This is a genomic window from Halobacterium sp. NMX12-1 (assembly GCF_040435975.1).
In the GTDB taxonomy this organism is placed as follows: domain Archaea; phylum Halobacteriota; class Halobacteria; order Halobacteriales; family Halobacteriaceae; genus Halobacterium; species Halobacterium hubeiense.
In genome coordinates this window covers 2373529-2388233 of record NZ_CP159204.1, presented here as the reverse complement: position 1 = coordinate 2388233, position 14705 = coordinate 2373529, and the positions used below count along the sequence as shown (strand labels likewise).

The 14705-nt window shown below is 73.5% G+C and carries 15 protein-coding genes; 5 read left to right on the top strand and 10 right to left on the bottom strand.

Annotated elements, in window-relative coordinates; all coding sequences use genetic code 11:
* Positions 1-163: 163 nt before the first annotated feature.
* Together ABSL23_RS14450 and ABSL23_RS14445 are read left to right on the top strand one after the other, a co-directional pair.
* Positions 164-1651 (top strand): proton-conducting transporter membrane subunit, encoded by a 1488-nt coding sequence (locus ABSL23_RS14450; protein WP_353634253.1) that lies wholly within the window; start codon positions 164-166, stop codon positions 1649-1651.
* Positions 1641-4043 (top strand): DUF2309 domain-containing protein, encoded by a 2403-nt coding sequence (locus ABSL23_RS14445; protein ID WP_353634252.1) that lies wholly within the window; start codon positions 1641-1643, stop codon positions 4041-4043. Before ABSL23_RS14450 ends, ABSL23_RS14445 begins: the two co-directional genes overlap by 11 nt.
* Positions 4044-4053: 10 nt before the next feature.
* Here the strand turns inward: ABSL23_RS14445 and ABSL23_RS14440 are convergent, their stop codons facing one another.
* Genes ABSL23_RS14440 through ABSL23_RS14395 form a run of 10 tightly spaced genes read right to left on the bottom strand, consistent with a single transcriptional unit; the run spans position 4054 to position 13120 of the window.
* Complete coding sequence (locus ABSL23_RS14440) at positions 4054-4761, bottom strand: adenosylcobinamide amidohydrolase (RefSeq protein WP_353634251.1); 708 nt, start codon at positions 4759-4761, stop codon at positions 4054-4056.
* A complete protein-coding gene (gene cobD / locus ABSL23_RS14435; RefSeq protein ID WP_353634250.1) occupies positions 4754-5761 on the bottom strand; it encodes a threonine-phosphate decarboxylase CobD in 1008 nt (335 codons plus the stop codon). The genes ABSL23_RS14440 and cobD overlap by 8 nt, the downstream gene beginning before the upstream one ends.
* Positions 5751-6329, bottom strand: coding sequence for an NTP transferase domain-containing protein (locus ABSL23_RS14430; RefSeq protein ID WP_353635387.1), 579 nt, complete (start codon positions 6327-6329; stop codon positions 5751-5753). Before ABSL23_RS14430 ends, cobD begins: the two co-directional genes overlap by 11 nt.
* Positions 6329-7078 carry an adenosylcobinamide-GDP ribazoletransferase gene (gene cobS, locus ABSL23_RS14425; RefSeq protein ID WP_353634249.1) on the bottom strand — a complete coding sequence of 250 codons (750 nt, stop codon included), beginning with the start codon at positions 7076-7078 and terminating at the stop codon, positions 6329-6331. The genes ABSL23_RS14430 and cobS overlap by 1 nt, the downstream gene beginning before the upstream one ends.
* Positions 7069-7974 carry an adenosylcobinamide-phosphate synthase CbiB gene (gene cbiB, locus ABSL23_RS14420; protein WP_353634248.1) on the bottom strand — a complete coding sequence of 302 codons (906 nt, stop codon included), beginning with the start codon at positions 7972-7974 and terminating at the stop codon, positions 7069-7071. Before cbiB ends, cobS begins: the two co-directional genes overlap by 10 nt.
* Entirely contained in the window at positions 7965-8585 is a 621-nt protein-coding gene (locus ABSL23_RS14415) for an HAD family hydrolase (protein WP_353634247.1), read from the bottom strand. The genes cbiB and ABSL23_RS14415 overlap by 10 nt, the downstream gene beginning before the upstream one ends.
* 41 nt (positions 8586-8626) lie before the next feature.
* Positions 8627-10120: a cobyric acid synthase gene (locus ABSL23_RS14410; protein WP_353634246.1), complete on the bottom strand. Its 1494-nt coding sequence runs from the start codon at positions 10118-10120 to the stop codon at positions 8627-8629.
* Positions 10120-10812 carry a cob(I)yrinic acid a,c-diamide adenosyltransferase gene (locus tag ABSL23_RS14405; protein ID WP_353634245.1) on the bottom strand — a complete coding sequence of 231 codons (693 nt, stop codon included), beginning with the start codon at positions 10810-10812 and terminating at the stop codon, positions 10120-10122. Before ABSL23_RS14405 ends, ABSL23_RS14410 begins: the two co-directional genes overlap by 1 nt.
* Positions 10809-12107, bottom strand: a complete 1299-nt coding sequence (locus tag ABSL23_RS14400) for a cobyrinic acid a,c-diamide synthase (protein WP_353634244.1) — start codon at positions 12105-12107, stop codon at positions 10809-10811. Before ABSL23_RS14400 ends, ABSL23_RS14405 begins: the two co-directional genes overlap by 4 nt.
* Positions 12104-13120, bottom strand: coding sequence for a nicotinate-nucleotide--dimethylbenzimidazole phosphoribosyltransferase (locus ABSL23_RS14395; protein ID WP_353634243.1), 1017 nt, complete (start codon positions 13118-13120; stop codon positions 12104-12106). The genes ABSL23_RS14400 and ABSL23_RS14395 overlap by 4 nt, the downstream gene beginning before the upstream one ends.
* Before the next feature lie 150 nt (positions 13121-13270).
* On the opposite strand from ABSL23_RS14395, the gene ABSL23_RS14390 reads away from it, so the two are divergent.
* From ABSL23_RS14390 to ABSL23_RS14380, 3 genes are all read left to right on the top strand, one after another.
* Positions 13271-14044, top strand: a complete 774-nt coding sequence (locus ABSL23_RS14390) for a sirohydrochlorin chelatase (RefSeq protein ID WP_353634242.1) — start codon at positions 13271-13273, stop codon at positions 14042-14044.
* 56 nt (positions 14045-14100) lie between these two features.
* On the top strand, positions 14101-14430 hold the full coding sequence (locus tag ABSL23_RS14385; RefSeq protein ID WP_059057310.1) for a hypothetical protein: 330 nt from the start codon (positions 14101-14103) through the stop codon (positions 14428-14430).
* A 71-nt stretch (positions 14431-14501) separates the two neighbouring features.
* Positions 14502-14699 carry a hypothetical protein gene (locus tag ABSL23_RS14380; RefSeq protein ID WP_353634241.1) on the top strand — a complete coding sequence of 66 codons (198 nt, stop codon included), beginning with the start codon at positions 14502-14504 and terminating at the stop codon, positions 14697-14699.
* The last annotated feature ends 6 nt before the right edge of the window (positions 14700-14705 follow it).

The following is a 14705-nucleotide window of genomic DNA, read 5'->3' as shown; positions in this document are numbered from 1 at the left end:
GTGTCGCACGCGCCCAATAAACATAACGTTCTATAATCAACTTCCTGCGAACGATTTGTGATAATAGCCAAGTTTAATAGACGAACCGTTCTCTAGTGTGCGTAGACGCGACCGGAACGGTCCCGGGGTCGGCTCGGGCGCCGCGACGGTCCGGAACCGAACCATGTCGGGACAGGACGCAACGACGACGGTCGGACCACTCCCGGACACGGCGGCGGAGTCGCCGCTCGTGCCCGCCGCACTCACGTGGCTCGTGTGGGCGCTGTTCGCCGCGAGCGTCGGCGCCCTCGCCGTCCGAGCGCGAACCGCGGGCGCGTGGGAGCTCGGCGGCGTGGTCGCCGTCGACGGCCTGACCGTCCTGATGTGGGTCGTCGTCACGTTCTTCAGCGGCGTCGTCCACAGCTACTCGCGGCGCTACCTCGCCGGGAGCGCCCACGAGACGGCGTTCTTCGCCAACACGTTCGGGTTCACGCTCGCCGTGATGGCGCTGGTCGCCGCCGACCACTTCGCGCTGTTCGCGGGCCTCTGGCTGGCGATGGGCCTGCTGATGGCCGAGCTCATCGGCGTCGTCGGCGGCTGGGACCAGGCGAGCGCCGCCGCCGCGGTCGCCCGCAAGCACTTCCTCGCCAGCAGCGGCCTACTCGCCGTTGCGCTGACCGCGCTGTGGTGGACGACCGGCGCGACGACGATATCGGGAATCGCCGCGAACGGCGGCTCACTCGGCGGCCCCGTCTGGCTCCTCGCTGCGGGCGCGCTCGTGCTCGCGGCGATGATTCAGTCCGCGCTCGTCCCGTTCCACACGTGGTTGCTGTCCTCGATGACCGCGCCGACGCCGGCGTCGGCGCTGATGCACGCCGGCTTCGTCAACGCCGGCGGCATCCTGCTGGCGCGCTTCGCGCCCGTCATCACCGCCGACGCCACGCTGATGCTCGCGGTGGTCGCGGTCGGCGCAGTCAGCGCCGCGGGCGGGAAGCTGTTGAAGTCCGTGCAGACGGACGTCAAGAGCAAGCTCGGCTGCTCGACCGTCGGGCAGATGGGCTTCATGATAATGCAGGCGGGGCTGGGCTTCTTCGCAGCCGCCGTCACGCACCTGATTCTGCACGGCTTCTACAAGGCCTACCAGTTCCTCGGCTCCGGGGGACAGGTCGAACACACCAGCCCGAGCGACGGCACCCCGCACACCGCGGGCGGCCTCCCGAGCGTCGCCGGCGGCATCGTGACGCTGCTGACCGGACTCGCCGGCGGCGCGCTGTTCGCGGTGCTGACCGGGAAGGGGACGCACGCCGACAGCGGCCTCCTGCTCACGTTCTTCGTGGTGTTCACCACGCTGCACGCCGCCCGCGACGCGGTCGGACACACGTCGCTGTCGGCGCTCGCGCGCTACGCCGCCGTCCCGGTGGTGTTCTTCCCCGCAATTCTCGTCTACGCCGTCGTCTACGAGGGCGTCGCGGGGCTGTTGCCCGTCGAACAGGCGCCGACCGAACTCACCCTGCTGCACGTCGCCGTCGCCGCCGCGTTCACCGCCATCTACGTCGCCATCGAGACCGGCGTCCACGAGCGCAGCCGGCGGCTCTACGTCGCCCTGCTGAACGCCAGCCGGCCGGCGCCCGAAACCGTCCTGACGAACACGGAGGACTACAATGAGCACTGACACGGCAATCCGCGACAGCATCGAGGAGGCGGCCGGCGTCGTCGGCTCCCTCTGGCCGGTCCACTCGTTCGTGACCGCGAACCCGCTCTCGGGCTTCGAGGACCGGCCCTTCGAGGAGGCGGTCGCGGAGGCCGCCGAGCTCCTCGGCGGCCGCGGCTACCCGAGCGCCGAGACGTTCCGCGCCGCCCTAGAGCGGGGACAGATTTCCCGCGACCGCCTCGACGCCGAACTCGACGAAGCCGGCTACGACGCCGCCCCCGAAGCACTGCTCGACCGGCTCGCCGACGCGCCCGACCCCGCGGAAGGCGACGCCGACGACGCCACCGAGCACGTCGACCGCGTGCTCTCGAAGTGGCTGTCGGCGTTCCTCGACGAGGGGAGCGCGCACTGGTCGATGCCGAACCGCGAGGCCGGCTTCTACGCCGCGTTCCGCGAGGTCGCCGCCCACGACGACGAAATCCCGGACGCGGGCGTCGCCGCCGACCTCCCCGAGGAGCCGACCGACGCCGTCGCGGCGGCCCTCGAACCGTACCCGGAGGGCGAGTGGAGCGCCATCTTCGAGGAGCAGTTGGCTGCGCTCCCGGGGTGGACGTGGTTCGTCAATCGGCGCGTCGAGGACGGCGGCGAGTGGCAGTCCGCGCACCCGATTTCGCTGGCGGGCTACTTGGCGGCGCGGCTGGCGGTGCTGGACGCCCTCGACGCCGACCTCTCGCCGGACAGCGACGCCGGTGAGCCGGACGCCGCGGACGAAATCGCCGCGGCGTTCCTGCGCGCGTGGGAAGCGACCTACCGCGAGGACCTCGTGGACGCCGTCGCGGCCGAGAGCGAGTCGCTCGCGGACGGCGAGGCGGACTCGGGGCGCCCGGACGCCCAACTGGTGTTCTGCATCGACACTCGCTCGGAGGTCATCCGGCGCCACGTCGAGGAGACCGGCGACTACGAGACCCACGGGTACGCGGGGTTCTTCGGCGTCCCGATGGAGTACGAGGGCTACGACGCCGACGTCTCCGTCGAGGCCTGCCCGCCCATCGTCGAACCCCAGCACCGCGTCGCCGAGGCGCCGGCCGACGAAGACGCGCACGCGAGCCACGACCGCTGGACGGGCCTCCGCGAGGCGGCCACCGAGGTCGTGGAGACGCTGGAGGCCAACGCCGCCACGGCATACGGGTTCGTCGAGAGCGCGGGGAGCGGCTACGGCGTCGCGCTCGCGGCGCGCACGCTCGTCCCCGAGCGCGTCCGCGGCCTCGTCGGCGCCGCTACCGGCCCGATTCCGGACGTCCACGAGTTCTGCGAGCCCGACCTCGACCACGAGCACGCCGACGAGGGCCTGCCCGCCGGCCTGACGACCGAGGAGCGCGTCGAGTACGCGGCCGCCGCCTTCGAGTTGATGGGTTGGGAGCAGTTCGGTCGCCTCGTCGTCTTCACCGGCCACGCCAGCGAGACCGCGAACAACCCCTACGAGTCGAGTCTGGACTGCGGCGCGTGCGCCGGCAACTCCGGCGGCCCGAACGCCCGCGTGCTCGCGGCCATCTGTAGCGACCCCGAGGTGAAGGCCGCGCTGCGCGAGCGCGGCTTCGAGATTCCCGAGGACACCGTCTTCCTCGCGGCCGAGCACAACACGACGACCGACGAGGTCGAGCTGTACGACGGCGACGTCCCCGAGAGCCACGCCGACGACGTCGAGCAGTTGCGCGCGGACCTCGCGAGTGCCCGCGAGCGCGCGGCCGCCGAGCGCGCCGAATCGCTGGGCGCGGACGGCGACCCGGTCAGCGAGACCGAGCGCCGCGCCGGCGACTGGGCGGAGACCCGCCCAGAACTGGGGCTGGCCGGCAACGCCGGCTTCGTCGTCGGCCCGCGCGAACTCACCAGCGACCTCGACCTCGACGGCCGCGCGTTCCTCCACTCCTACGACCACGCCGCCGACCCCGACGGCGACGCGCTGGCCGCGATTCTCACAGGGCCGATGGTCGTCACGCAGTGGATCAACGCCCAGTACTACTTCTCGACGGTGGACAACGCCGTCTACGGCAGCGGCTCGAAGGTCACGCACAACCCCGTCGGGAACCTCGGCGTCTACCAGGGCAACGGCGGCGACCTGATGACGGGCCTCCCGCTGCAGTCGCTGACGACCGCCGCCGACGAGCCGTACCACCAGCCGCTGCGCCTCTCGACGGTCGTCCACGCGCCCGTCGAGCGCGTCGAGGGCGTGCTCGCGGAGCACGAGCAACTGCAGGTGCTGCTGGACAACGACTGGCTCGCGCTGACGGTCGTGGACCCGACCCGCGACCACCGCGCGTTCCACTACGAACAGGACCTCGCGTGGACGCCCGCCGTCGCGGGAGCCGAACTCGACCCCGAGACGCGGCGCGCGCCCGCCGTCGCCGACGACTGACTCGCTTTCCTCACTCGCCGGGGACGAACACGTCGCCTTCTACGTCCGTCCGCACGCCGTGTCTCGCGTCGGCGACCGACTCCGGGGGGTCGTCGTCGGCGTACCGGCTGGCGTAGCTCGCCCGCACGGCGTCCCGGACGCAGGCGCGGGCGGCGGCGCCCACTCGGGTCGCGCTCCCGGAGAACGCCGCGTCCTCGCCAGCGGGGTCGCAGGCCGCGACCACCGCGTCCGTCGTCGTCCCCGGAAATCCCACAGTTTCGAGTAGTGTGGCGGTCTTCGCTTCCGCGGTGACGGCGACGAGGTTCGCGAGCGCGGCGTCGTCCAGCGCGCGCGTCGTCCCGACGAACACGTTCACCGTCCCGGCGACGGCTTCGGTTTCCTCGGGGAGCGCACCGTCCTCGGGGTCCATCGGGAGCGCCGCGGGGTTCGACACGCCGACGGTCGCGACGGCTTCCACGGGCCCACAGCGCGCGCCGCGGGCGTGGTGCTGTGCGACCCCGGTGAGCAGGACCGGCTCGTCGCCAGCCCGCGAGAAGCCGGCGTCGGCGAGCCGGTCGGCGACGTATGCGTCGAGGTCGTCCGGATTCCAGCCCTCGGGGACGGTGACGTTGTACGCGCGGTCGGCGGCCGCGAAGCCGCCGTCCCAGCCCGTGGAGAGCCAGCGCGTCCGCTCGCGTTCGAGTTCGAGCACGCCGTCCCGCGTCGCCGCGTCAAACATCGAGGGCCTCCAGCAGGCGGTCGTTCTCCGCGGGCGCGCGGACCGCGACCCGAACGTGGCTGTCCAGCCCGCGGAACGTCGTCGCGTCCCGAATCGCGACGCCCCGGGCTTCGGTCGCCTCGCAGAGCGCGGCCACGTCCCGGTCGCCGACGTCGAGCAGGAGGAACGGTGCGGCCGAGTCGAACACGCCGAAGTCGTCGGCGAGCGCCGCTCGGACCCGCTCGCGCTCGCTGGCGACGCGCTCGCGGGTCTCGGCGACGAACTCCGCTCGGCGCATCGCGTGCGCGCCGACGGCCGCCGCGGGCGTCCCGAGGTTCCACGCGCGCCGCGCCGTCCGCAGGTCGTCCAGCCGGTCGCCGGTCGCCGCGAGGAAGCCGGCGCGGAGCCCGGGCAGGCCGAACAGCTTCGTGAGCGAGCGCGCGACCACCACGCCCGGCGTCCCCGCCAGCGATTCCTCGTTTGTGAATCCGAGGAACGCCTCGTCGACGAGCAACTCGGTGTCGGCCTCGCGGCAGCGCGCGGCGAACGCGCGGAGGTCCTCCGCGCCGTACAGCGTTCCGGTGGGGTTGTTCGGGTTGCAGACGACGGCCATCGCGTGCCCGTTCGGGTCCGCGTCGAGGAGTTCGTCGTGCGGGACGAACGCGGGGTCTGCGCCTTGCAGTTCGACCTCGCGCGCGTACTCGCCGAAGCTCGGGTACGGGACGAGCACGCTGTCCCCGGGTTCGACGCGCGTCTCGACTGCGAGCCGGATGCCCGCGAGGCCGCCCGGCGTCGGCACGACGCGCTCGGGCGCGCAGCCGACGTACCCCGCGGCGGCGTCGCGGAAGTCGGGGTAGTCGTCGTTCGGGTACCGGCCGGCGTCGTCGAGCGCGGCCTCGTACACCTCGCGGACGCCCGGCGGCGTCCGGGGGTTCACGTTCGCGGAGAAGTCCAGCACGTCGGGGTCGTCGCTGCCGCCGTGGGGCACGCGGCCGGCGTCGCGGACGGCGTCAGGGTCCATCGTCTCCCTCCACGACCTCGCCGGATTTCGGTGCGTCGGTCCGCAGCGCGAGCAAGCGCTCCGCGAGCGCGGCGTCCGCCCGCCGATTCACGTTCACCGCGAGGCGCGCGTCGTAGCTCCGGAACACCGAGTCCGCGTCGTCGGCGACGACGTTCACGCCCGTCGGCACCCACGCGCCGTCCTCGTCCGTGCTCGCGCCGAGCGCGTCCTTCAGCGCGGCGGGCACGCGGACGCTCGTGGAGCCGTCCGCCGCGTCCAGCACGGTGTCCACGACGGCGCCCTCTAACAGCGGGAGGTCCGCCGCGACGGTCAAGACGGGAGTCTCCACGGTGTCGAGCGCGGTCAGCAGGTCCGCGACGTACCCCTCGCCCGGCGTCTCGATAATCGGCAGCTCACCTTCGAGGTGCGCGCGCGTCTCGGGCGCGTGGGGAGAGACGACGGCGTGCGTGGTCTCGACGCGGCTCTCCGCGAGCGCGTCCCTCACGTAGTCTACCATCGGTCGCCCCGAAATCTCGAACAGCGGCTTCTCCGCGCTGCTTTCGAGGCGCGTGCCGCGGCCGCCGCACATCAGGAGAGCGTCCACGCGACCACCCCCACGTGCAGGCCGACGACGCGCCCGACCTCGTTGACGGCGCCGAAGACGTCGCCGTTCACGCCGCCGAGGAGCGCGCGCAGGCGCCACAGCGCGCCGAGGCCGGCGACAGCGGCCCCGACGAGCGCGCCCGCGGCCGCCGGCGTCGGCCACGAGAGCGCGACGGCCGGGAGCGCGACGAGGACGGCGGGGAGTAACTCCGACCTGCTCGCTCGCTCCGTGAACTGCGAGCCCAGCCCCTCGTGCGCGGCCGTCCCGAAGCACGCGACCGCCGCCATCCCGAGCTTCGCGCCGACCTCGCTGGCGACGACGACCGCAATCGCGGCGCGGGTCGGCAGTCCCGCGACCCCGAGCGCGCCGAGCACGAGCCCAGCGACCGCGACCGCGACCGCCGCGACCGCGCCGACGCCGACCGTGGTGTCCTTGAGGACGCGCGTGCGCTCGTCGCTGTCCCCGTGAACGACGAGCGCGTCCCCGACGTCCGCGACGCCGTCGAGGTGATTGATGCCCGTGACGGCGAACACGGCGGCGAGGTACGCGAGCGCGAGCGTGCCCGGCGGGAGCGCGTCGAGCGCGAACGGCACGGCCAGCAGCGCGCCGACGGCGTAGCCCGCCAGCGGGAACGCCCACGGCGAGCCCCGGAACGCCGCCCACGCGGCCTCGCTGTGACCGACGCGGAGCCGCGTCAGGAACCCGAGCGCGCCCCGGAGCGCGCTCACGACCACGTGACCACCCCCGCGGCGAGCGCGTACGCGAGCGCGCCGGCGACGCCGACGACGCGGACGCCGCGCCGGCTCTCGGCGACGGTCGGAAACTCCCCGCCGAGCGGCAGGTCGTAGACGCCCGGCTTCGCGAGGCGGACGCCGAGCACTGCGGCGAGCGTCGCCATCGGCCACCCGGAGTTCGGGGACGGCGGCGCGTCGGCGTGCTCCCGAGCGCGAGCGAGCGCGGCCGCGTCCAGTTCCGCGAACGCGACGAGCGCGGCGCTCACGCGGGCGGGCAGCCACATTACGGCGTCGTCGAGGCGCGCGCTCGCGGTCCCGACCGGCTTCGAGCGGTAGCCCAGCATCGAGTCCAGCGTGTTCACGGCCTTCACCCACGCCGCGGCGGCCGCGGCGACCGGCAGCGAGACGACGGCGCCGACCGCGAACGCGAGCAGGGGCGCGACGAGGCCGTCCGCGAGGTTCTCCGCGGCGCTCTCGACGGCCGCGCTCCGCAGTTCGCCCGCTGAGAGGTCGCCGGCGTCCCGGCCCGCGAGCGACTGGAGGCGGTCGCGGGCGGCGTCGAGGTCCGTCTCGGTCGCCGCGACGACGGCGCGCGCTTCCGCCGAGAGCATTCGCAGACTGGTGGTGGCGAACAGCGCGAGTCCCGCGACGCCGGCGGCGACTCGGGCGTCCACGCGGCCCGCGAGCGCGACGAGCGACCCGACGAGGACGGCGGCAACGAGCGGCAGGACGGCGGCGACGAGTGCGCCGACCGCCCGCGGGTTCGCCCACTCGCGGTCGAAGGGCGCGACCGCGCGGCCGAACCACGCCACCGGGTGCAGGCTCGCTGGTGGCTCCGCGAACGCCGCTTCGAGCGCGAACGCGAGCGCGACCGCGCCCGCCGCGGTCAGCGACACGCTATCCCCTCCAGTTCGGACGGCACCGACTCCAGCGGCGTCTCGTCGAGGAGCACCGCGCGCCCGCCGACGGCTTCGATACCGCCGTCCGCGTCCCGGTCGTCGCCGACGTGGACGAGCGACTCGGGGGCTGCGTCGAGGGCGTCCGCGGCCGCCTCGAACGCGCGCGGGTCTGGCTTCCGCCAGCCGCAGCCGACGCTCGTCACGACCGTCTCGACGCTCAGGTCGGCGCGGTCGAGCGCGCGCTCGGCGAGCCCGGGGACGCTACAGTTCGAGAGGACGGCGACTGGTCCGTGTTCGCGGGCGGCGGCGAGCGCGTCGCGCGCGCCCGGACGGACTGAGACTGGCCGGTCGAACGCGGCGAGCGTCGCTGCTCGGACGGCGCTCGGGTCGGCGTCCACGCCGCGGCTCTCCAGGGCGGCCGCGACGTGGCCGGGGAGCGGCAGTTCCGTGCCCTCGGGGACGGAATCGTGGGGTTCGCGGTAGGCGTCCGCCCAGTCGTCGGGGACGGGAACGTCGCGCGCTGCGAGCGCGTCGGCGACGGCGCTCGCGGGACGCTCGGGGCGCTCGGCGGCGACCAGCGTCCCGAAGAGGTCGAACGTCGTTGGCACTGTGGGTTACTTACTGCAAGTGGACTTGAATCGGTCGGTGGCTACGCGGGGAGGTCCAGCGTGGCGAGGTCGACGTGCTCGCGCACGAGGTCCGCGGCCGCGTCGTACGGCGACCGTCGGTCCTCGTCCGCGTCGGGGCGCTCGCGGCCCGCATGCTCGTAGACGGCGTCCACGAACGCCTCTCGCGCGTTCTCGTTCTCGAACAGCCCGTGGAGGTACGTGCCGAGCACGCGGTCGGTCGCGGCGCTCGTCGGCCCCACCGGGTTCGGTAGCGACTCGGGGACGTCGGTGCGGCCCATGTGAATCTCGTAGCCCGACACCTCGCCGCTCGCGCCGGCGAGCGGCCCCACGCCGTCAAGTTCTCGTGTGACGGCTTCGACGCGCTTGTCCTCGCGGAACACCGTCTCGACGGGCAACAGTCCGAACCCCTCGATAGCGTCGAGGTCGTCGGTGGACTCGACGCCCGCGTTCGCGACGCGCTCGCCGAGCAGCTGGTAGCCGCCGCAGAGGCCGACCACGGGACCGTCGAACGCCCGGAGTTCGGCGCCGAACCCCGCGGCGCGCAACTCTCGGAGGTCGTCTACCGTGTTCTTCGTGCCCGGGAGCACGACCGCGTCCGCGTCGTCCAACTCGCTTTCCGGCGGGACGTACGCGACGCGGACGCCGGGGACGCGGGCGAGCGGTTCGAGGTCCGTGAAGTTCGAGATGCGGGGCAGCCGCGGGACGGCGACCGTGACGCTCCGCTCGTTGGGGGCGTCGCTGCCGAAGACTGCTCGCCCCTCGTCCGGGAGCGAGAGGCTGTCCTCCGCGGGGAGCCCGGGGTCGTCGTAGGGGACCACGCCCAAAATCGGGACGCCCGTGCGCTCCTCGATTTCCTCGATGCCCGGTTCGAGCAGCGCGGGGTCGCCGCGGAACTTCGTGATTATCGCACCGGCGACGCGCTCCCGGACGTCGTCGGGGAGCAGTTCGAGCGTGCCGTAGAGGCTGGCGAACGCGCCGCCGCGCTCGATGTCCACGACGACGAGGACGTCCGCGTCGGCCAGCCTCGCCGTCTCGACGTTCGCGAGGTCGCGGTCGTGGAAGTTGACTTCCGCGATGCTGCCCGCGCCCTCCGCGACAATCACGTCGTGGTCGGCGGCGAGGCGCCCGTGGGCGGCTTCCGCAGTCTCGCGGGCGTCCGCCCAGTGCTCGTCGTAATAGTCGCCGGCGGCGTAGTGTCCGGCCGCCTGCCCATCGAGGACGAGCTGGCTCTCGGCGTCCCCGCGGGGCTTCAGGAGCACAGGGTTGTGGTCCGTGCTCGCGGGGACGCGGGCGGCTCTCGCTTGCACGTACTGGGAGACGCCGATTTCGCCCCACGCGGCGGCCGCCGCCTCCGATGCGGGGACAGCGCGCGCGTTGTTGCTCATGTTCTGGGCCTTGAACGGCGCGACCGACACCCCCGAATCCGCGAGGTGGCGGCAGAGCCCCGCGGCGACGGTGCTCTTGCCGACGTGGGAGGCCGTCCCCGCGACCAGCAGCGTGCGGGCGTCGGCCATCAGTACTCGGTTCCCTTGCGGGCGCGCTGGCCCGCGTCGATTGGGTGGGTCCGCTTGCGCACCTCGCTCACGAGGTCCGCGCGCTCGGTCGCGAACGCGGGTTCGTCGTGGCCGCCCGTCAGCACGAGTTCGAGGTTCTCGGGCTTGTCCTCGACGAGCGAAACGATGTCCTCGGGGTCGACGAGGCCGCGGTTCGCGGCGTACAGGATTTCGTCCAGAATCAGCATGTGGACGCCGTCCTCGGCGGGGCCGTCCAGTGGCAGTTCGCCGTCGGCGTCGCTGGCATCGACGACGTCGCGGGCGCGGGAGAGCCCGCCCTGCGCGCGCGCCCGGTGTTCGTCGTCGTCGCTGCCGTCGAGGAAGCCGTGCCAGCCGTAGTGTCCGGAGTTCTCGTACGTGAACCCCGGCATCTCCGCGATGGCGTTGTACTCGCCGCGGACGTCCTCGACGCTGGCGGTGCCGCCCTTCATGAACTGGAGGAGGTGGACGCGGTGACCGTGCCCGGCCGCCCGGAACCCCATCCCGAGCGCCGCGGTCGTCTTGCCCTTGCCGTCGCCCCACCAGACCTGCACGAGCCCGAACTCCTCGGGCGCGGTCGGCGTAATCTCGCGCGCGGTCGGCGTCCGGCCCTTCCCGGGTGTTCGCGCGTGCTGGTCGGCCTGCTCGTCGCTGTCGTCGGGTTGGTCGGTCATAGGTTCTCGATGAATGCGTCGAAGGCGCCGCTGTCGGCGTGGACGTGGGCGTACGTGCCCAGCGTCCGGTACTCGGTCAGTCCGTCCCGCTCGTCGGTGATGCCGCTACCGCGCTCGACGTCGAACGCGAACCGCGCGTCGCCGGCCACGTCCGCCTCGGAGTAGTGGAATTCGTGCCCGCGGAGCCGTTCGCCCGCGTTCGCGGTGAGCACGTCGCCGCGAACGCGGAGTTCCACGTGGTCGAGCGCCTGATAGCGCTCGCGCATCGTCACGTCCGCGGGAAGCACGCCCGCCATCTCGTGCGTCTCGCCGTCGGTCGTCGTCAGTGACTCCGCGAGCGCGATGAATCCCCCGCACTCGCCGAACACGGGCAGGCCGTCGGCCGCCCGCTCCGCGAGCGCGTCGAGCGCGGGCGACGCGGCGAGCGCCTCGGCGTGGAGTTCGGGGTACCCGCCCGGGAGGTAGACGCCGTCGCAGTCGGGCAGGTCGTCGCCCGCGACCGGCGAGAACGGCACCACGTCCGCGCGCTCGCGGAGGCGCTCCCGGGTCGCCGGGTACTCGAAGCAGAACGCCGCGTCCGCGGCGACAGCGACGCGCTTGCCGGTCTCGGCGCGCGTCGGTTCCGGGTCTGGTCGCGGCGGCTCCCGTGCGAGTTCGGCAATCTGTTCGGCATCGACGTGCTCGGCGGCCGCGTCTATGGCCGCCGCATCCACGGACGCCTCGTCGCCCATCAGGAGACCGAGGTGGCGGTCCGGGACGTCGAGGCCCTCGCTGGGCGGAATCCGGCCGAGGTACGCGACGCCGTCGGGGAGCGCGTCGCGGACGCCGTCGGCGTGGCGGCCGCCGTGCGCGCGCTGGGCGAGCACGCCGACCACGTCCACGTCGTAGCCGGCTTCCGCGGCGTACTCGCGGAAGCCCAGCGCGGTCGCGCCGACGCTCTGCATCCCCGCGCTCGCGTCCACGACGAGCACGACCGGGAGGTCCAGCGCTTCGGCGACGCCCGCGGTGCTGGCGACGCTTCCGTCGTACAGCCCCATCATCCCCTCGACGACGCAGACGTCGCCGTCGCCGCGGTAGTAGTTCCCGCGCACGCCCTCGCCGCCGGAGAGCCACGGGTCCAGCGAGCGCGAGGGCTTCCCGGCGACCGGCTCGTGGTGGCTCGGGTCGATGAAGTCCGGGCCGGCCTTCGCCGGCTGGGGGTCGTAGCCCGCTGTTTCGAGCGCGCGAAGGACCGCCAGCGTCGCGACGGTCTTCCCGACGCCGGAGGCCGTGCCGCCGAGGACGACGCCCTTCACGGCGCGGCCTCCCCGGTCACCCGGTCGTAGACGTCTCCGACGGCGTCCCGGACCGCGTCCATTCCGACGCCGGCCTCGTCGGCGAGCGCGAGCGCGCCGCCCATCCCGACGCCCTCCTTGGCTTCTCCGGCGAGGTACGCGGCCATCGCGGGGTGGTCGTCGCGGGCGTCGAATCCGGGGTCGGTGACGGTGAGCGCGAGGTCGTTTTCCGAGGCGAGCGCGCGCACGTCCGCGGAGTCGTCGGCCGCGACGAACGACGTGGTCGCGAGTTCGAGGTCCGCGGTGAGGCCGGCGTGGCGGACGAGCGCGCCCGCGGTGGCGAGCTGGGTGCCGCCCGCGAGCAGCACGTCGGTGCCGGCTTCGAGCGCGCCGACGGCGAGGCCGGCGACGGTAGCGAGCACGGGGTCGCCCATCTGCCGGACCGCGTCGGTGGGCTGGCCGGCGAGGTCGCCGCGTGCGAGGCCGCTGGCGTCGAGGCCCTTGTCAACGACCTCGCGCTTGAGTTCGAGGGGGTTCTCGGGGAGCGAGGAGGAGACTGCGCGGCGCTCGCCGAGCGCGGCGAGGACGCCCATCGCGGTGGTGGTGCCGCCGGGAATCGTCTCCGCGAGGACGAGCCTCTCGGCGGGGAGGTCGGCGCCGAAGCGGCGCGCGTCGGCGAAGATGCCTCCGGCGTCGGGAACGGGTTCGGGGTCGTGGACGTCGCCGCCGGGCGCCGCACCGACGTCGACGGTGGGCGCGCCAGTGGGCTCTGCGAGGCCGGCGTCGACGACGACGCTCTCGAAGTCCACGCGCTCGCGGGCGGCGCGCGTGACGACCGCGGGCGTCGGGCACCCGGAGGGGCTGACGGGGACGATCGGCGCTCGCACGGGTCGGCCGTACGCGAGGATTTCGGCGTCCGCGCTGGGCGTGTGCGCCATCAGCGCGGGGTCGGCGCCGGCGGCGCTGATGCCGTCGATGGCCGCCGTCTCGGTGGCGCCGGCGACGAGCGCGAACAGCGTCTGCGTGTCGGACACGTTCTCCGAGAAAGCACAAGCGAACTTTAATTCAGCGGTCGGGTTCGTCAGCGGTGGCTTCGTTCGGCGCGGCCAGCGCAAGCTATTAGGGGAGGCGGCCCGCGACGTTATGCAAACCGAGTTGGGTTAGAACAATCCAACTTTACTACCATGACACGCGACGCTCTCGTCCTGCTCGGCCGGGACACGCCCCACGCCCGCGAAACGCTCGCCACCCACGCCAGCCGCCTGCGCGACTGCGGCGTCGCGGACGCGGTCCACGCCTGCCACTTCCGCCACGAGCCCCGGCGGGACCTCCGCGACCAGCTCGCGGCCGTCGACGCCGACCGCGCGTTCGCCGTCCCGATGACCGCCGCCCACGGCCGCGAGACCACGGTCGGCGTCCCCGCCGCGCTCGACTGCCTCGACGCGGCCGTCCACTACTGCGAGCCAGTCTGTCGCAGTCCCGCCGTGACCGACGCGCTCCGCGACCGCGCCACGGAAGCCGCCGACGGAACCCCCGAGGCGCTCGGCCTCGTCGCGCTCGGCGCCAGCTCCCGCCCCTACCACCGACAGGTCGCGGAGTACCACGCCGCCCGCCTCCGCGCGAACGGCGACTACGACGACGTCGCCACCAGCTACCTCGTCCAGAACCCCGCCGCGGAGTGCCTGCGCTACAACCTCGACGCCGACGACGCCGTCGCCGTCCCGCTGTTCGTCGCGGGCGGCGACGCCACCGACCGCGACATCCCCGAGCGCCTCGAACTCGACCGCGGCGGCCTCGCGTACGCCGACCCGCTCGGCGCCCACCCCCGCCTCACGGACGCCGTCGAAGCCCAGCTCGCCCAGCGGCGCGTGCTCGCCGACCGCGACGGCGCCGCGACCTTCGAGGCGTCGCTGACCGCCGACGCCGCCGCGTTCGCCGCCGACGGCGACGGCCGCTAACGGTCGCCGGTCGGTCCACCACACAACTTTTTACGTTGACGTTTCTACGCGGAAATATGGACCTCCGCGCCCTGCTCTCGCCCGCCCTCTACGGCGGCGCCGCGGCCGCCGTCGTCGCCGCGCTCGGGTACGCCGTCGCCGCCTCGCAGTCGCTCCCGCTCACGATGCCCGCGTTCGTCTACGCGTTCGGCGGGCTCACCGCCGTCGCGCTGCTCGCCGGCACCACCAGCATCAACGAGAACTCCGAGACGCCCGAGGTCGTGGCCAGCGACGACCAGATTCTGTCCGCGCCAACCGAGGCCGGCGGGCCGCGCCGCCTGCTGTTCATTTGCTTCTCGCTGGCGCTCGCGCTCGCCGGCGTGGTCGGCGTCGCGCTCTTCGCGTGAGGCGCTGACCGGACATCACGCGCACTGCAAATACGCGTAACCATTACGTCACTTCTCGCGGAACTGCGCGTGTGTCCGACTACTCGCCACCGTCCCTCCCCCGCTCGTGGACCGTCGCCATCGTCGCCCTCCTCGTGGCCGTGTTCGCGTACTCGCTGGTAATCGCTCACCAGCCGCTGCTCGGCGTCCTGCCCGCGCTGCTGGTCGGCGTCGGCTACTTCGCGTGGCGGGTGCTCGCCGCGCTCGAAGCGATTGCCGGCCGAGACTGACGGCGG